This window comes from Streptomyces cirratus, assembly GCF_014650775.1.
GTDB classification, from domain to species: domain Bacteria; phylum Actinomycetota; class Actinomycetes; order Streptomycetales; family Streptomycetaceae; genus Streptomyces; species Streptomyces cirratus.
The window spans coordinates 612,351-629,146 of record NZ_BMVP01000003.1; the positions used below are offsets into that span (position 1 = coordinate 612,351).

A 16,796-nucleotide genomic window follows, 5' to 3' on the forward strand; every position below is an offset into this window, starting at 1 on the left:
CGCCTACGCGTTCTTGAAGTGCGGGATCACTTTGTCCCCCCACTGCCGCAAGGTCTCCAGACAGGCCTCCTGGGGCACCGTGCCCATCTGTATGAGACACATCACCTCGTCGGCCCCGGCCGCCCTGAGCCGTTCGACGTACGCGATGGCCTCCTCCGCGCTCCCGTAGGCGTGGTCGGCGTTGAAGGTGGCCGTCGACGTGGGGCGCACCGGGATCTCCAGTTCGTGCAGGCGGGCCACCACCTGCTCGGCCGCCTCCCGCATCCCCGCGGCCTCGTCGGCGCCCGCCACCACCGCCTCGTCCGGGACTCCCGCCCCGCCGTACCAGTGGCCGATGGACTGGGCGAAGAACCGCTGGCCGCGGATGCCGATCCGCCGGGCCTCCCGCGGGTCGTCGAGCACGATGGTCGGGCAGAGCACCGAGAAGTGGTCGTTCACCGCGCTCGACACGAGACGCCCCCCGTCCCGCCGGGCGATCGCGGCGTCGTACGCGGCGCGCATCTGCGCGATCGGGCCGGGCCCGGCGAACCCCATCACCAGCGCCCCCACACCCAGCTCGGCGGCCTGCTCCAGGGTCTCGGTCCGGCTGCACGCGAGGAACAGCGGCGGATGGGGCCTCTGGGCCGGCCGGGGCAGCACCGGATGGGGGCCGATGTCCAGCAGTTCCCCGTGGTACTCCAGCTCCTCCTCCCGCCAGGCCCGGCCGATGATCCGCAGCGCCTCCTCCACCTCGGCGGTGGTGCGCTCCTTGTCCACCTCGAACAGCGAGGTCTCCTGCGTGGTGCCGCCGCGGCCGGCGCCGAGGTCGAGCCGTCCTCCGGAGAGCAGGTCGAGCATCGCGGCCCGCTCGGCGACCCGCACCGGATGGTTGAAGCGGAACGGCATGCAGACGACGCCGTGACCGATGCGGATGGTGCGAGTCCGCGCCGCGACGAAGGTGAGGAAGATTTCCGGAGCGCTCATGTGTGCGTACCACCTCAGCGCGTGGTGTTCGACCGCCCAGATCCGGTCGAATCCCACCTCTTCGGCGAGCACGGCCTGTTCGACGCAGTCGCGGATGACCTGGTGTTCCCGTTCCACGGTCGGATCGGCCAGCTGCGCTTCGAAGATCACGGAGAATTCCACGCTGCCTCCAGAAGTCGCGCGCGGCGGTGCGTTCGGACGCGCCGCGCGCCAGGACTTGCTTCGAATAGGAATATGACTAGTAGTCATACGTAGAAGAAGCAAGACCTCGAGCCGGGCCGCGTCCGCGCGGTATGCCGGGCAGCCGTCGTCAACGCGTGGGGGACGCGCCCACCCGCGGGTGACGGCGCAGCGCCGCCACCGGGCCGCCCGCCCCGGCGGGAACAGGCCGGTCGGGCCTTCCCGGGCGCTGCACGGCCGGTCTCATCGCACCCGTCGCCCACTAACATGCGTCCTCTACCGCGCGCGGCCGGTCGGGACACCGCGACCGCGCGGGAGCCGCCGTCGACGGAAGCGAGAGAACCTTGACTTTCCTCACCATCGGTCACCGCGGGGTCATGGGTGTGGAACCGGAGAACACCTTGCGGTCCTTCGTCCGCGCGGAACGTTGCGGCATGGACGTCATCGCGCTGGACGTGCGCCTGAGCAAGGACGGCGCGCTCGTCGTCCTGCACGACGGCGAAGTGGACCGCACGACCGACGGCGCGGGCGCCGTCGCCGAACTGACCCTGGCCGAACTGCGCGAGCTGGACGCCGGTCACGGCGAACGCGTGCCGGTCCTGGACGAGGTGCTGGAGGCGGTGCGTACTCCGCTCCAGGTCTCGGTGCAGGACGAGGCCGCCGCCACGGTGCTCACGGAACTGGTCGTGCGCCGCGACCTGAGCGCCCGGATCGAGGTGGCCTCGTTCCAGGACTCGGTCCTCGCCGGGACGGCCCGGCGCGTGCCGGGTCTGCGCACCACCCTGTACGCGGACCCGCACGGCGCCGACGTGGTGGACCGGGCGCTCGCCGCGCACGCCCGGACGATCGCCCTCAGGCTGCGCCGGATCACCCTGGAGACGGTCGAGGCGGCGCACACGGCCGGGCTGCGGGTGACCGGCTGGACGGTCGACTCCCTGGACCAGCTGCGGCTGGCGCGCGCGCTCGAACTGGACGGCGCGCTCACCGGCCTCCCCGAGATCCGCAGCACGGGCCGCTTCACCGCCTGAGCGGGCGGCCCGTCGTCCGCTACAGCGGCTTGACCAGCAGCTCGAAGGCGAGGTCGGTGCGGAGCGGGATGCCGAAGCGCTCGTCGCCGTACGGGAAGGGGCTCAGCTCGCCGGTGCGCCGGTAGCCGCGGCGCTCGTAGTAGGCGATGAGCTCCTCCCGTACGTTGACCACCGTCATCCGCATCTCCTTGGCGCCCCACCGCTCGCGGGCGCGCCGCTCGGCCTCGGCCAGGACTTCCTTGCCGAGGCCGCCGCCCTGCAGCCCGGGGCGCACGGCGAACATCCCGAAGTAGGCGTGGTCGCCGCGGTGTTCGAGCTGGCAGCAAGCGACGAGCTCGCCCGCGCGCTCCACGACGAGCAGCACGCCGTCGGGGGCTTCGATGATCTGCCGGACGCCTTCCGGATCGGTGCGCTGGCCGTCCAGGTAGTCCGCTTCCGTGGTCCAGCCGGCCCGGCTGGCGTCACCGCGGTAGGCCGACTCGACGAGCACCACCAGTTCCGGTACGTCCGTCTCGACTGCGGGCCGGAAGCTCAGGGCTGCGGGGTGGGCGCTCGGCATGGACGACTCCGTTCATCTGATCGGCATATGACATGCCGGGTACGGCACGGAGAGCCTAACCCGGGGCGGCGTGCGGGCCCGCCGACAGGGGCATCTCTTCCCCTGACGCCGACGAACCGGGAGGTTCCGCCGTGCACGGATCCGCGCTGCCCTCCGCCGCCTCAGCCGTCTCCGGCTGGCTACTGGTCGCGCTCTGCGCCACCAGCGGTACGTACTGCCTGCTGCGGGCGCGCAGAGCGGGCGGGGCGGCGCGCGGCGCGGCGGTGGGCGAGGCCCTCATGGGGCTCGGGATGGCCGCGATGGCCGCGCCGTCGGGCACCGGGCCGTGGGGGCCGGGGATCTTGCTGGGCGTCTTCTGCGCGGCGGCCGCGCACGCGCTGTGGCTGCTGCGGGGAGGGCTCGGCGTGGGCCGGGGTCACCACGCGCACCACGCGGTCGGTTCGCTGGCGATGGCCTACATGGCGTACCTCGGGCTGTCGGCGGGCGCCGGGCACGCGCACGGGCAGAGGGCGGGGCTGCCCCTGGTGACCGGGGCCCTGCTCGTGTACTTCGCGGGGTACGTCCTGCTGGGCGGGACCCGGCTGGCCGCGGCGGGCGGCACGCCGCCGGTCCCGGTGGGGCCGGCGCCCGACGCCCCGGGCGAGTTGATCCGTGCCTGCCGACTGACCATGGGGATCGGGATGTTGGCGATGCTGCTCAGCATGTGAGGGACGGCGAAACGTGTCCTGCGTCACCAATGGCGCGGGCCCTACCCGCAGGTAGCCCCCCGCTCATAGGCTGGCGGGCATGATGGTCCCCGCCGCTCTCCTGCTGCTCGGCGCACTGACCGCGCTGCTCGCCCCCCGCCTGCTGGCGCGGGCCGAGTGGCCCGACCGTGAGCCGGTCGTCGCGCTGTGGGTGTGGCAGTGCGTGGTGGGGGCGGTGCTGCTGTGCCTTGCGCTGTCGATGCTGCTGAGCGCCGCGGCGGCCTGGCAGGCGGTACGGGGAAGGCTCTTCGCCGCAGCCCCGCACGGGGTGGTCGACGCCTACGGGCTCGGGGCGGCGGGCGGCATGTGGGCCGCGGCCACCGCGCTGGCGCTGGCGGGCGGGGGCCTGTGGACGGCCGCGATGCTGACCCGCGAAGTGCTGCGGGCGCGGGTCCGGCGGCGGGCCCGCGGAGCCGAACTGCGGGAACGCGCCCCGCTGTTGCCCGGGGAGGACCCGCAGGCCGCGCGGCTCGTCGTGCTGGAGGGGCCGCGGCCCGAGGCGTGGTGGCAGCCGGGTACGGTCCCGCAGCTGGTGGTCACGACCGCCGCGCTGGGCCGCTTGAAGGGCAGCCAGCTGGACGCCGTGCTGGCCCATGAGCAGGGGCACGTGGCGGCCCGCCACGACTGGCTGCTGCACTGCTCGCGGGCGCTGGCCGGGGGCTTCCCCCAGGTGCCGGTGTTCGCGGCGTTCGAGGCGGAGATGCACCGCCTGGTCGAACTCGCCGCCGACGACGTGGCTTCGCGGCGGTTCGGGCGGCTCACCGTCGCGCTGGCCCTCGTCGGGCTCAACGAGGACCGCGGGGTGTTCGGCCTGGGCGCCGCCCCCGAGGCGCACGTCCCCCAGCGGGTGCGGCGTCTGCTGTCGGCCACCCCGCGGCTGTCCCCGGCCCGGCGGCTGCGGCTGACGGCGCTCGCGACGCTGGTGCCCGCGCTGCCGCTGGCGGTGGCCTTGGTGCCGGGCCTGAGCGCGCTCACGTAGCCCCTCGGCCGCGCTCACGTAGCCCGTCGGCCGCGCTCACGCAGCCCCCGCGCCGCCGCCTGGCAGGCTGGGGCCATGGACGCACCCACCCCAGGCGCCTGGCTGCGCGCCGGAATCAGCCGCGACGGCGGACCCCTGCGCGAGGACGAACACGTCGTCTGGCTGCAGAGCGGCGCCTGCTACGCCGACAGCCGCGGCTTCGCCGGGACCACCTCCTACGACGGGCGGCAGGTCACCTTCCACCACGAAGTCGGCTCCCCCGGCGAGGACGTCGCAACCCTGAGGCCGGACGGCAGCGGCCTGGTCGAGACCGGCACGAACACCGACGGAAGCACGTTCTTGGAAGTGTGGACGCCCCTGGACGGCGGCGAGGGCCCCGAAGGTTCGTGGCGCGCGGGCGGAGCGCAGACCGTCCGCGTCGGCCGGCACGTCGTCCACGTGGACGCGGAGGGCACCGGCGCCCACTTCGAGCTGCCCGGCAGCGGACAGGACTGAGCGCGCTCCCCGGATGCGGGGCCCTGCTCTGGGTGATCCCCCGCGTCACCCAGAGCAGTAGACCCGCGCGCTGAGTATATTGGCTCGAAGCCAGTCAACGCAGGAGTAAGCATGGTCCCGCGCAGCGCATCGGTCAATGAAGAATTGCGCAGGCGTTCCCGGGAACGGCTGCTCCAGGCGACGGTGGAGCTCGTCGGCGAGCGTGGCTACGAAGCCACCACCCTCGGCGACATCGCCGACCGGGCCGGCGCCGCCCGGGGCCTGATCTCGTACTACTTCCCGGGCAAACGCCAGCTGCTGCAGTCCGCTGTCCACCGGCTGATGCACCTGACCTTGGAGGCGGCCCTGGAGCGGCCGCCCCGCCCCGACGACGGCCGCGAGTGCCTCGCGCGAGCCATCGACGCGATCCTCGGACTGGCCGTGGACCGGCCCCGGCTGATGCGCACCCACATGGCGGGCATCCTCCAGGCGGAGGGGTTCGTCCGGTGCGCGGAGCAGCAGCGCCTCGCGGAGCTGCTGAGGAACACCGTCATCCGGTACGGCTCGACGGACGTGGACACCGATTACCCGTTGCTGCGGGCGCTGCTGATGGGCGCGGTGGTGGCGGTGCTGCTGCCGGGGGCGCCGATGCCGGCCGCCCGGCTGCGGGCCGAGCTGTTCCAGCGGTACGGGCTGGAGTGGCAGCTCGGCGTCCCTCCGGCCGGGGGGCCGCCCGCCGGGACCCCCTCGCTGCCGCGTCAGTGATAGTCGGGCTGGCTCTGCACGTTGAGCCGGTCCGTCCACACCCACTTGGCGCTGTCGGTGCGCGGGTCGTCGAGCCGGAGCACGTCGAGGCCCTTGACGATGTCGTTCGAGTAGATGTGGCCGCGGTAGTAGTACGCCGACCAGGAGCCGCCGAGTCCGAGTCTGTCGGTGGTCAGCGGGCCGCGCTCGAAGTAGCCGATCTCCTTGGGGCTGGTGGAGTCGGTGAAGTCCCAGACGCAGACACCGCCCTGGTACCAGGCCTGGACCATGACGTCGCGGCCGCTGCCGACCGGGATCAACGAGCCGTTGTGGGCCACGCAGTTCTCGGTGTCGGCTTGCATGCGCGGGATCTTGAAGTAGCTCTTGAAGACGAGTCTGCGCTGGTCGCCGCGGCCGGTGATGTCGTAGATGCCGTCGGCCCCCCGGTTCGGGCCGGTCGCCTCGTTGCAGGTGGCGCTGCCGCCTCCGCCCAGTTCGTCGGTGAACACCACCTTGTCCGCCCGCTCGTTGAAGGTGGCGGAGTGCCAGAACGAGAAGTTGACGTTGTCCTGCACGCGGTCGATGACGCGGGGCTGCTCGGGGTCGGTGATGTCGAAGAGGATGCCGTCGCCCATGCAGGCGCCGGCGGCCAGGTTCCGGGACGGCAGCACGGTGATGTCGTGGCAGCCGGTCGTCTTGGAGACGCCGGGGTTGGCGGGTGCGCCGGGGTTGCCGCCGTCCGGGAAGAGGACGGGGAAGGCGACGACCGCGGCCCGGGTCGGGTCCTTCCTCGGGACCTTGACGACCGAGATGCCGTCGTGCGGCGGCAGGCAGTCGGGGAAGGCCTCGTTCGGCGAGTACGAGGAGACGTAGAGGTAGATGTCGCGGCCGCCCGGCACCAGGGTGTGGGTGTGCGAACCGCATGAGGTCTCGACGGACTTGATGTACTTGGGATTCTCCTTGTCCTTGATGTCGAAGATCTTGATGCCCTCCCAGGAGGACTTCTCCGTCGCGGGCTGCGAGACGCTGTGGCAGGAGTCGTCGCTGCGCGAGGAGTCGGTGGAGAGGAAGAGCAGGTCGCCGTAGACGGAGACGTCGTTCTGGCCGCCGGGGCAGAGCACGGTGGCGACGGTCTTGGGCGCCTTGGGGTTGCCGATGTCGTAGATGGTGAAGCCGTCGTAGCTGCCCGCGTAGGCGTACCGGTCCTGGAAGGCCAGGTCGGAGTTGACGCCGCTCGGGTAGCTGCTGGGGATGTTGGCCAGGGGCGTGATGTTCTTGCTGTGCACGATCTCGTCCTGGCCGGGGATCTCGCCGGGGGCGAGTTCGCGGTCCGGGGCGGCGGCGGCGCTCTGGGGGACGGCGGCGCGCGGTAAGGAGCCGGGCGTCAGGTCGCCCGGGTCGGGGGTGGCGGAGGCCGGTCCGGCGCCCGCCAGGAGCGCCGTGAGGAGTCCGGCGGCCGCGAAGGCCGCCCCCGGACTCCGGAGCCGCGCTCTGGTGGTGTGCAACGAGGTCACTGTGCCTCCCGTGGGGGTCCGCGCTTTCGGCGTTCGTACGGGGAACGGAACCTGGACCCCGGCAGTATGTTCCTTTCCATGGACATGGCAAATGCGTTACTCGGCCGATTCCTGGGGGCGGCGGCGCTGGCCGCCGGGCTCCTGCTCACCCTCACCGGCTGCCAGGGGGAGGACAGGGCGCAGAACGACGGGCCGGTGGTGATCGCCCCTGGCAGACCGGGCGAGGAGGCCCGGACGCTCTCGCCCGGACAGGCCGCGAAGGAGCGGCCCGACGACACGCCCAACGCCGCCGACCACGCGTACGTGCGCCGCATGATCGAGCACCACCGCCAGGCCCTGACGATGAGCGCGCTGGCGCCGGGCCGGGCCTCGGCGGACGGGGTCAAGCGCCTCGCCGAGCGGATCGCGGCGGCGCAGGGGCCCGAGATCGGGGCGATGGAGAAGTGGCGGGCGCGCTACCCCGAGCCCTCCCCCGCCGACGGCGCCGCGGCAGGCCACGACCACGGCGCTATGCCGGGGATGGCGACGGAGCAGCAGTTGGGGGAACTGACCAAAGCCACCGGCCCGGAGTTCGACCGGCTCTTCCTCACCCTGATGACCGCCCACCACGAGGGCGCCGTGAAGATGGCCGGTGAGGCGCTGGCCCAGGGCAACAACGTCGCCGTCGAGGAGATGGCGACCGAGGTGGTGGCCACGCAGAGCGCCGAGGTCCACCGGATGCGCGCGATGGGCTGACGGCTGCGGCACCCGGTGTCATGCTGGGAGGCACCTGCGGGAGGAGCTCCGCCGTGCTTCGTGTCGCCGTCGTCGGTTCGGGCCCCAGCGGGGTCTACGCCGCGCAGACCCTGGTCCAGCAGCGTGAGGTGCCGGGCGTCCTGGTGGACGTCCTGGACCGGCTGCCGGCGCCGTACGGGCTCGTGCGGTACGGGGTGGCTCCCGACCACGAGAAGATCAAGTCGCTGACCGGAAGTCTGCGCTCGGTGCTGGAGGACGAACGGATCCGCTTCCTCGGCAACGTGGAGGTGGGCGGTCCTGTCCTGCCGACGGCCCGGCTGCGCGAGCTGTACCACGCGGTGGTGTACTGCGTCGGCGCCGCCCAGGACCGGCATCTGGGCATCCCGGGCGAGGAGTTGCCCGGCGTCCACTCCGCGACGGCCTTCGTGTCCTGGTACAGCGGGCACCCCGACGCGGCGGAGGCGGCCTTCGACCTCTCCGGTGTCGCCTCGGCGGTGGTGGTCGGAGCGGGCAACGTGGCGGTCGACGTGACCCGGATCCTGGCCCGGGGGGTGCCCGAGCTGGCGCCGACCGACATGCCGCAGGCCGCTCTGGGGGCCCTCGGGGCCAGCGGGGTGCGCGCGGTGTCGATGGTGGCCCGGCGGGGGCCTTCGCAGGGCAAGTTCACCACCAAGGAGCTACGGGAACTGGGCACGCTGCCGGGGGTGGGCGTGCGGGTGGACCCCGCCGAACTCGCGCTGGACCCCGCGTACGACGATGCGGCCGCGGCGGCCGCCCTGCCCGCGGTGGCCCGGCGGAACCTGGAGGTGCTGCGGGCCTGGGCCGCGGCGGCTCCCGACGAGGCGGAGCGGAACCTGACGCTGCGGTTCTACCTGCGGCCGGTGGAGGTGCTGGCCGGGGCCGACGGCAGGGCCGCCGCGGTGCGGTTCGAGCGGACCGTCCCCGACGGCCGGGGCGGCGTGGGCGGCACGGGCATGTACGAGGACGTCCCGGCGCAGCTGGTGCTGCGCTCGGTGGGGTACCGGGGCGTGCCGCTGCCCGGCCTGCCCTTCGACCCGGCGACGGGCACCGTCCCGCACGCGGCGGGCCGGGTGCTCCGCGAGGGACGGGCCTCGGTCGGGGAGTACGTCGCGGGGTGGATCAAGCGCGGCCCGACCGGGGTGATCGGCACCAACCGGCCGTGCGCGAAGGAGACGGCGTCCTCCCTGCTCCAGGACGCGGGGGCGCTGGCCCGCCGCGAACTGGGGCAGGACCCGCTGGACGCCCTGCGCGCGGCGGGGCTGCGGCCAGTGCAGTGGCCCGGCTGGCTGGCCATCGAGACGGCGGAAGCGCGCCTGGGCCGCTCGCTGGGGCGCCGCTCGGTCAAGATCCCGGACTGGGCGGGCCTGCTGGGCGCGGCCGGAACGTAGGAGCCGGGCCCTGCCGGGGACCGGCTCCCGTCGCCGGTCGCGGTGCACCGCAGGGCGGAGGGGCGCCCTCGTAGCGGAGCGTTCGGGTGTCCCGGCAACGGCGGGGGCGCCTCGCAGCGACAGCCAGGGGGAGGGCGGCGCCGGGCGGCCGGGCCGGGCGGGGCTCCGACGGCAGGGCCTAGGGCGTGTTCGAAAGTAGCGCCGGCCGCCCGAAGGGCGGGCCCCGCGGCGTCCGGTGCGTGCGATCGCAAGGCGGAGGGTCGCCCTCGTACCGGGCCGTACACGGGCGATTCCGACAACGCGGCGAGCGTGCGTGCCGGGCGTCGCGGGGCAGGCGGGACTTTCGAAACGCGCCCTAGGGGCGCACGCCCGCGGCCGGCACGTTCAGGCGGGCCGCTTCGGCGCCGGCCGCCGTGAGGACGGTGTCCAGGAGGCCCGGGAAGAGGGATTCCAGGTCGGCGCGGCGCAGGTCGTTCAGCTTGGTGGTGCCGCGGTAGGTCTGGCGGACCACGCCGGCCTCGCGCAGGACGCGGAAGTGGTGGGTGGTGGTGGACTTGGTGACCGGCAGCACGAAGTGGGAGCAGGCCAGCTCCTCGGCGGCCGCGGCCAGTTCCCGGACGATGGACAGCCGCACGGGATCGGAGAGGGCGTGCAGGACGCCCTCCAGCCGGATCTCGGCACTGCCGGGATGGGCGAGCGGACGAGTGGTGGCGGCCGGCTCCGGCATCTGCTCCTCCACTCGCTCGTTCACTGGGCGGACTCGGCGCGCACGGAACGCCCGCGCCGAGGTACGAGAACCATCGTAGGACACGCACGGTGCCGGGCGGGCGCCGAACCGGGCGTGCAGCCTCGACTCCCGCCCGCGGATCACCAGGCGCGGTGGTACGGGGAGGGCGTACGCGGCTCCACGCCCAGTTCGCCGGCCGCGCGCCGGGCCCAGTAGGGGTCACGGAGCAGTTCACGGCCGAGCAGGATCGCATCGGCCTCACCGTTGGCGAGGATCTTCTCCGCCTGGACGGGCTCGGTGATCAGCCCCACCGCGGCGGCGGGCAGCCCGGCCTCGCGCTTGACGCGCGCCGCGAAGGGCACCTGGTAGCCGGGGCCGACGGGGATCCGCACGTGCGGGGCGAGTCCGCCGGTGGAGACGTCCAGCAGGTCCACGCCGTGCTCCTTGAGCAGTCCGGCCAGCCGAACGGTGTCGTCGGCGGTCCAGCCGTCGCCCTCCAGCCAGTCGGTCGCGGAGATCCGGAAGAACAGCGGGAGTTCCTCGGGCCACACCGCCCGTACGGCGTCCACGACGTCGAGGGCGAAGCGGGTGCGGTTCTCGAAGGAGCCGCCGTACTCGTCGGTGCGCCGGTTGCTGTGCGGGGAGAGGAACTCGCCGATGAGGTAGCCGTGGGCGCCGTGGATCTCCAGGAGTTCGTAGCCGGCTGCCAGGGCGCGCCGGGCGGTGTCGGCGAACTGGCCGACCACCGTACGGATCTCCTCGGCCGTCAGCTCGTGCGGTACGGGGTCGCCTTCGGCGAACGGCACCGGGCTCGGGGCGAGGGGCTGCCAGCCGTGCGCCTCGGCGCCGACCGGCCGGCCGCCCTTCCAGGGGCGCTCGGTGGAGCTCTTGCGGCCGCCGTGCGCGATCTGGACGCCGGGGACGGCCCCCTGCGCCTTGATGAAGGCGGTGATCGGGCGCAGCGCCTCGGTCTGCGCGTCGTTCCAGAGGCCGAGGTCGTAGGGCGTGATCCGGCCTTCCGGGGACACGGCGGTGGCCTCCTGGATGATCAGGCCGGTGCCGCCGACGGCGCGGGCCGCGTAGTGCGCGACGTGCCACTCGTTGGCCACGCCCGCGCGGGGGCCGGTGGGCTCGGCGCTGTACTGGCACATGGGCGCCATCCACACGCGGTTCGGGATGGTCACCGATCGCACGGTGTAAGGCTGGAACAGGGCGGCGAAGGCGGCCGGGGCGGCACTCATCAGGCTCTCCAGGGTGACCGGGGCGGGCGCCGGGACTCCGGCGGCTAGTACGAGACTCACCGTACTACGAAATCTTTCGTAGTACGAGGCTTCTCGTACTAATCTCCCCACCACCGCGACCGCGCCCGGGGCCGCCGCTGCACGCCGCTGTCGGCGGCGGGGTGCACACTGGCCGAAACGCTGCCGTGAAGGACCGTCCGGAGGTAGGGGCCATGTCCGATGTGCTACTGCTCGCGGGTACCCGCAAGGGGCTCTTCATCGGCCGGCGCGGGGCAGCCGGTCCCTGGGCGTTCGACGGTCCCCATTTCAACGCCCAGGCGGTCTCGGCCGTCGCCATCGACGTACGGGGTTCCACGCCGCGCCTGCTGGTGGGCGGCGACAGCTCGCACTGGGGGCCGTCCGTCTGCAGCTCCGACGACCTGGGCGCCACCTGGCGCGAGCCGGCCGTCGCCGCCGTGAAGTTCCCGCAGGACACCGGCGCCTCGCTGGAGCGGGTCTGGCAACTCCAGCCGGCCGGACCGGAGGCTCCCGACGTGGTGTACGCCGGGACGGAGCCGGCCGCGCTGTTCCGCTCGACCGACCGCGGCGAGTCCTTCGAGCTGGTCCGCGCCCTGTGGGAGCATCCCACCCGCTCGCGCTGGGTACCGGGCGGCGGGGGCGAGGGGCTCCACACGGTGATCACCCATCCGGGTGACCCGGACGCGGTCACGGTGGCCGTCTCCACCGCCGGCGTCTTCCGGACGAAGGACGGCGGCGCGAGCTGGGCCCCGTCCAACCGAGGGGTCTCCGCGGTGTTCCTGCCGGATCCGCAGCCCGAGTTCGGGCAGTGCGTCCACAAGGTCGCCCGGGACGCCGGCGACCCGGACCGGCTGTACCTCCAGAACCACTGGGGGGTCTACCGCAGCGACGACGCGGGGGACGCCTGGAGCGACATCGGAGGCGGGCTGCCCTCCGACTTCGGCTTCGCGGTGGCCGCGCACCCGCACCGCCCGGGCACGGCGTACGTCTTCCCGCTCAACGCCGACTCCGACAGGGTCCCGGCGGAACGCCGCTGCCGGGTCTTCCGCACCGAGGACGCCGGGGCGAGCTGGGAACCGCTGTCGAAGGGCCTGCCGGCCGAGGCCCATTACGGCACGGTGCTGCGGGACGCGCTCTGCACGGACGACGCGGATCCGGCGGGTATCTACTTCGGCAACCGCAACGGCGAGCTGTACGCCAGCCATGACGACGGGGACAGCTGGCAGTTGCTGGCCGAGCACCTGCCGGACGTGCTCTGCGTGCGGGCGGCGGTCCTGCGTCGGTAGGGCGGCGGATGGGCCAGTAGAGTGACTGCCCGTGGCAGCACGACCGTTGAACGAGATCGTCGAGCCGGGCTGGGCCCGGGCTCTGGAGCCGGTGGCGGCGCAGGTCGCCGCGATGGGTGACTTCCTGCGCGCCGAGATCGCGGCGGGCAGAACCTACCTGCCGGCCGGGCCGAACGTGCTGCGCGCGTTCCAGCAGCCCTTCGACGAGGTCAAGGTGCTGATCGTCGGGCAGGACCCCTACCCCACCCCGGGGCACGCGATGGGCCTGTCGTTCTCCGTCGCTCCCGAGGTCAGCCCGTGGCCGCCGAGCCTGGACAACATCTTCCGCGAGCTGAACGCGGACCTCGGCGTGCCCCGGCCGGCCAACGGCGACCTGACCCCGTGGACCCGCCAGGGCGTACTGCTCCTCAACCGTGCGCTCACCACCGCCCCGCGCAAGACCGGCGGCCACCGCGGCAAGGGCTGGGAGGCGGTCACCGAGCAGGCGATCCGGGCGCTGGCCGCGCGCGGGAAGCCGCTGGTGTCGGTGCTGTGGGGGCGCGACGCCCGCAACGTGCGGCCGCTGCTCGGCGAGCTGCCGGCGGTCGAATCCGTACACCCCTCCCCCATGTCGGCCGCGGGCGGGTTCTTCGGGTCCAGGCCGTTCAGCAAGGTGAACGACCTCCTCGTCCGGCAGGGCGCGGCTCCGGTGGACTGGCGCCTGCCGACGGCCGGTTGAGCAGTTCCGGCCGATAGGTGGCTCATACAGTCGGCCGTGTCTGACATTCAGCGGATAAATGCGGACAGAAGCCGCCGGAAATGACCCTGCCCGAACAACCGGTTCCGATAAACCAGTAGCATGCGGCGCCATGAGCTCCCCCACTGGGCCCGCAAATGGCCTGCCCGTACGAATGCCGCGACCCCGCCCTGCCGGACGGCACCGCCGCCCCGAGCCCGCGGTGGCGCCCGAGGGCGCGCCCGCGCTGGTGCTCGCCGTGCCCGGTGCCCCTTCGGCCGCCTCGCGCGGGCTCGCGGAAGAGATCCTGAGCATCGGCCGCTCCGAGCTGCCCGGTCTGGACGGCCGGATCGGCTACCTGGAGGGTGACGACTCCGAAGGCTCCGAGTTCCCGTCCCTGGCCGGCGTGCTGACCGCCGTCGCGGACGAGCGCGCCGCGCGCGCCGAGTTCGCGCGTGCCGCCGGCCACGAGGTGCCGGCGGCGACCGGCCCCGACGCCGTGGTCGTGCCCCTGCTCGTCGGTCCCGACGGCGACCTGCTGCGGCGCGTCCGCCAGGCACTGATGGACTCCTCGGCCGCCGCCGAGCTGGCCGACGTACTCGGTCCGCACCCGCTGCTCGCCGAGGGGCTGCACGTGCGGCTCTCCGAGGCGGGACTGGCCCGCGCCGACCGGGCCAGGCTGTTCACCGTCACCACCGCCGCCGACGGCATCATCTTGGCCACCACCGGTGGCGAGGAGGCCGTCCAGGCCGCCGGGATCACCGGCATGCTGCTGGCCGCGCGCCTCGCGGTGCCGGTGAAGGCCGCAGCGCTGGACCAGGAGGGCTCGGTGGCCGGCATCGCCGACCAGCTGCGCGCCGAGGGGTCGACGCAGCTGGCCCTGGCGCCGTACCTGATCGGCCCGGAGGCGGCCGAGGGGCTGCTGGACACGGCGTGCAAGGAGGCCGACTGCGCCACCGCCGAGGTGCTCGGCGCCTACCCGGCGCTCGGCAAGCTGGCCGTCGCCCAGTACAGCGCCGCCCTCGGTCTCACCCTGGGCGCCTCCGCCCACTGACCCGGCTCCCGCAGCACCACGAAGGGCCCGCGCAGCAGCGCGGGCCCTTCGCACGTTGCCGAGGCGGCCGGGCTCAGGGCCCGAAGACCACACAGGCGGCGGCCGGTACCTCGATGGAGCCCACCGCCCGGGGCTCTCCGGTCAGCGGGTCCGGCTCGAACCAGGTGACGTCGCCGGACCATTCGTTGGCCACGTACAGCCTGCGCCCCGAGGGGTCCACGACGAGGTCGCGCGGCCAGCTGCCCCCGCAGCCCGCGCTCGCGGTGAGCCGGGGCTTGGCGGGGCCGTCGGCGAGGGAGAAGGCGGCGATGGTGTCGACGCCCCGTACTGCGGCCCACGCGAACCGCCCGTCGGGCGAGACGGCGACGACCGACGGGTAGGGCCGGGTGTCCGCCGGGGCGTCACCGGAGAGCACCGCGGCCTCGGCGGTCGCCTCCAGTCGCCCTTCCCGCGCGTCCCAGCGGCACACGGTCAGCAGTGGCTCCAGCTCGTGCAGGACGTAGACCGTCTCCCCGTCCGGGTGGAAGGCCAGGTTGCGCGGCCCGGAGCCGGCCCGCAGCCTCGTCTCCCCGTGCGGGCGCAGCCGGCCGTCGGACGGGTCGAGGGAGCAGATCCGTACGGAGTCGGTTCCGAGGTCCACGCCGAGGACCCAGCGGCCGCTCGGATCCGGCAGCACCTGGTGGGCGTGCGGCCCCTGCTGCCGTTCCGTGTCGGGCCCCGAGCCCTGGTGGGCGAGGACGGCCGGGGGTCCGCAGGGGACCCCGTCCGCGTCGAGCGGGATGCTGCTGACGCTGCCCGAGGTGTAGTTGGCGGTCAGCAGCCGCTGCCCCGCCAGGCTGAGGTGGGTGGGGCCCGAGGCGCCGACGGGGACGATCGGTCCGTGGGCGGTGAGCCCCTCGGCCCCGGTCCGGAAGGCGGCGACCGCTCCGCGCTCCGCCTCGCTCACGGCGTAGAGCACGCCCTGCTCCCGGGCGAGGGTGAGGCAGGACGGGTTCTCGGCCGTCGGGGTGACCGCGAGGGGTGTCAGCGTCCCGGTGGCCGGATCCACGGCCGCGGTGGTGATGCCGCGGCCGCCCCCCGAGGTGAACGAGCCGATGTAGGCCCGGTGTCCGCCGCCCTGGTCCGTGCTCCGCGCGCCATCCACAGGTGCCTCGATTCCGCCGTCCCGGATCCGGTCGCAACGACGGTAACAGAAGGTCTAGACCAAGTCCCGTCCCTTGGCCCGTTCGTGGGCCGCGGCGTGGTGCACGTACGTGGTGGTGCTCGGCCGGTCCTCGTACGTGCGGTGGAAGACGGGGGTCGCCGCCCCGGAGATCGGCGGCACGATCCAGGACCAGTCGGCGCCCACCTCGCGCCCCTTGCGCTCCTCGCGCTCCAGGTGCGAGAGGAACCGCCGGGACTCGGAGTGGTGGTCGGAGATGCTGACCCCGGCCTCGTCGAAGGAGTGCAGGACCGCCCGGTTCAGCTCGACCAGCGCCCGGTCCTTCCAGAGCGAGCGGTCGCTGGAGGTGTCGAGCCCCATCCTGCGGGCAACGGCGGGGAGGAGGTTGTACCGGTCGGTGTCGGCGAGGTTGCGGGCGCCGATCTCGGTGCCCATGTACCAGCCGTTGAAGGGCGCGGCCGGGTAGTGGATGCCGCCGATCTCGAGGCACATGTTGGAGATGGCCGGGACCGCGTGCCAGCGCAGGCCCCAGTCGTCCCAGTGGTCGGGCCCGTCCGGGTGACGGATCGGCACCTCCAGCACGGCGTCGGCCGGGGTGTCGAACCAGCGGGGCTTGTCGTCGACGCCCTGGACGACGAGTGGCAGGAGGTCGAAGGGGGTGCCGGGGCCGCCCGGCCAGCCGAGGTCGAGCAGCGCTCTGGTGAGCGACGCGTTGCGGGCGTCGCCCACGGTTATGGAGGGGTGGTCGCCGTACCCGGCGTAGCGGATGAGCTGCTCGCTCCAGATGAGCGGCCCGGGGCGGTCGGGGGCGTCGGGTGCGAAGACGGTGATGGTGGGCCGTATCCGGCCGCCGTTGGTGGCTTCCCGAAGGTGCGCGAAGCACTCGTCGGCGATGCTGTCGGCGTCGGTGAGCTCACGGCGGTCGCGGACCCGCAGCGAGTTCCAGTAGAGCCTGCCTATGCAGCGGTTGCTGTTCCGCCAGGCCACGCGCGCACCGTGGACGAGTTCGGCGGGGGTGTGGCGGTAGGTGCCGGTCCCGGCGAGTTCGGCGCGCACGGCCGCCAGCCGGACCTCCGGATCGCCGGCGGCCGGGTTCTCCCGGTGGAAGAGCCGGATGAACTCCTCGGCGGCCTCCCACACATGAGCGGTGCCCGCGCGTTCTTGAGCCGTGCCCGAGCGCTCTTGAGCGGCGCCCGAGCACTGTTGAAGAATTTCCATTCCGGGCCGTTACCCCCTGTCCGTTCAGATCCACCCTGTACATG

Annotated in this window: 17 protein-coding genes; 10 read left to right on the forward strand and 7 right to left on the reverse strand. The window is 73.6% G+C overall.

The window, feature by feature from the left end:
• Positions 1 to 3: 3 nt before the first annotated feature.
• Positions 4 to 1,125 carry an LLM class flavin-dependent oxidoreductase gene (locus IE207_RS12460; RefSeq protein WP_190184153.1) on the reverse strand — a complete coding sequence of 374 codons (1,122 nt, stop codon included), beginning with the start codon at positions 1,123 to 1,125 and terminating at the stop codon, positions 4 to 6.
• Positions 1,126 to 1,487: 362 nt separating this feature from the next.
• Here IE207_RS12460 and IE207_RS12465 point away from each other — a divergent pair, with 362 nt between their 5' ends.
• Positions 1,488 to 2,171, forward strand: a complete 684-nt coding sequence (locus IE207_RS12465; protein WP_190184154.1) for a glycerophosphodiester phosphodiesterase — start codon at positions 1,488 to 1,490, stop codon at positions 2,169 to 2,171.
• A gap of 19 nt (positions 2,172 to 2,190) precedes the next feature.
• Here IE207_RS12465 and IE207_RS12470 read toward each other — a convergent pair whose 3' ends face one another.
• A complete protein-coding gene (locus tag IE207_RS12470) occupies positions 2,191 to 2,730 on the reverse strand; it encodes a GNAT family N-acetyltransferase (RefSeq protein ID WP_190184155.1) in 540 nt (179 codons plus the stop codon).
• A gap of 131 nt (positions 2,731 to 2,861) precedes the next feature.
• Between IE207_RS12470 and IE207_RS12475 the strand changes: the two genes are divergently transcribed.
• The 4 genes from IE207_RS12475 to IE207_RS12490 all read left to right on the forward strand — a co-directional run bounded on the left by IE207_RS12475 (position 2,862) and on the right by IE207_RS12490 (position 5,694).
• On the forward strand, positions 2,862 to 3,437 hold the full coding sequence (locus IE207_RS12475) for a DUF5134 domain-containing protein (RefSeq protein ID WP_190184156.1): 576 nt from the start codon (positions 2,862 to 2,864) through the stop codon (positions 3,435 to 3,437).
• A 79-nt stretch (positions 3,438 to 3,516) separates the two neighbouring features.
• Positions 3,517 to 4,455, forward strand: a complete 939-nt coding sequence (locus tag IE207_RS12480; protein WP_190184157.1) for a M56 family metallopeptidase — start codon at positions 3,517 to 3,519, stop codon at positions 4,453 to 4,455.
• Between the two features lie 75 nt (positions 4,456 to 4,530).
• Positions 4,531 to 4,950, forward strand: coding sequence for a hypothetical protein (locus IE207_RS12485; protein WP_190184158.1), 420 nt, complete (start codon positions 4,531 to 4,533; stop codon positions 4,948 to 4,950).
• A gap of 111 nt (positions 4,951 to 5,061) precedes the next feature.
• Complete coding sequence (locus IE207_RS12490) at positions 5,062 to 5,694, forward strand: TetR/AcrR family transcriptional regulator (protein ID WP_190184159.1); 633 nt, start codon at positions 5,062 to 5,064, stop codon at positions 5,692 to 5,694.
• Here IE207_RS12490 and IE207_RS12495 read toward each other — a convergent pair.
• Complete coding sequence (locus IE207_RS12495; RefSeq protein ID WP_190184160.1) at positions 5,688 to 7,187, reverse strand: LVIVD repeat-containing protein; 1,500 nt, start codon at positions 7,185 to 7,187, stop codon at positions 5,688 to 5,690. The genes IE207_RS12490 and IE207_RS12495 overlap by 7 nt on opposite strands.
• Positions 7,188 to 7,265: 78 nt before the next feature.
• Between IE207_RS12495 and IE207_RS12500 the strand changes: the two genes are divergently transcribed.
• The gene (locus IE207_RS12500) at positions 7,266 to 7,922 is read left to right on the forward strand and encodes a DUF305 domain-containing protein (protein WP_190184161.1); all 657 of its coding nucleotides are present in this window, start codon (positions 7,266 to 7,268) and stop codon (positions 7,920 to 7,922) included.
• 53 nt (positions 7,923 to 7,975) lie between these two features.
• Positions 7,976 to 9,331 (forward strand): FAD-dependent oxidoreductase, encoded by a 1,356-nt coding sequence (locus IE207_RS12505; protein WP_190184162.1) that lies wholly within the window; start codon positions 7,976 to 7,978, stop codon positions 9,329 to 9,331.
• Positions 9,332 to 9,686: 355 nt separating this feature from the next.
• On the opposite strand, the gene IE207_RS12510 is transcribed toward IE207_RS12505, so the two are convergent.
• Positions 9,687 to 10,058, reverse strand: a complete 372-nt coding sequence (locus IE207_RS12510) for an ArsR/SmtB family transcription factor (protein WP_190184247.1) — start codon at positions 10,056 to 10,058, stop codon at positions 9,687 to 9,689.
• A gap of 140 nt (positions 10,059 to 10,198) precedes the next feature.
• On the reverse strand, positions 10,199 to 11,299 hold the full coding sequence (locus tag IE207_RS12515; protein WP_190184248.1) for an NADH:flavin oxidoreductase/NADH oxidase: 1,101 nt from the start codon (positions 11,297 to 11,299) through the stop codon (positions 10,199 to 10,201).
• Positions 11,300 to 11,511: 212 nt separating this feature from the next.
• On the opposite strand from IE207_RS12515, the gene IE207_RS12520 reads away from it, so the two are divergent.
• The 3 genes from IE207_RS12520 to IE207_RS12530 all read left to right on the forward strand — a co-directional run bounded on the left by IE207_RS12520 (position 11,512) and on the right by IE207_RS12530 (position 14,372).
• Positions 11,512 to 12,603 carry a WD40/YVTN/BNR-like repeat-containing protein gene (locus tag IE207_RS12520; RefSeq protein ID WP_190184163.1) on the forward strand — a complete coding sequence of 364 codons (1,092 nt, stop codon included), beginning with the start codon at positions 11,512 to 11,514 and terminating at the stop codon, positions 12,601 to 12,603.
• Between the two features lie 31 nt (positions 12,604 to 12,634).
• Complete coding sequence (locus IE207_RS12525) at positions 12,635 to 13,321, forward strand: uracil-DNA glycosylase (protein ID WP_190184164.1); 687 nt, start codon at positions 12,635 to 12,637, stop codon at positions 13,319 to 13,321.
• A gap of 130 nt (positions 13,322 to 13,451) precedes the next feature.
• Entirely contained in the window at positions 13,452 to 14,372 is a 921-nt protein-coding gene (locus IE207_RS12530) for a sirohydrochlorin chelatase (RefSeq protein ID WP_190184165.1), read from the forward strand.
• 73 nt (positions 14,373 to 14,445) lie between these two features.
• Here the strand turns inward: IE207_RS12530 and IE207_RS12535 are convergent, their stop codons facing one another.
• Positions 14,446 to 15,516, reverse strand: a complete 1,071-nt coding sequence (locus IE207_RS12535) for a lactonase family protein (RefSeq protein ID WP_190184166.1) — start codon at positions 15,514 to 15,516, stop codon at positions 14,446 to 14,448.
• Between the two features lie 54 nt (positions 15,517 to 15,570).
• A complete protein-coding gene (locus IE207_RS12540; RefSeq protein ID WP_190184167.1) occupies positions 15,571 to 16,752 on the reverse strand; it encodes a nitric oxide synthase oxygenase in 1,182 nt (393 codons plus the stop codon).
• Positions 16,753 to 16,796 lie beyond the last annotated feature (44 nt).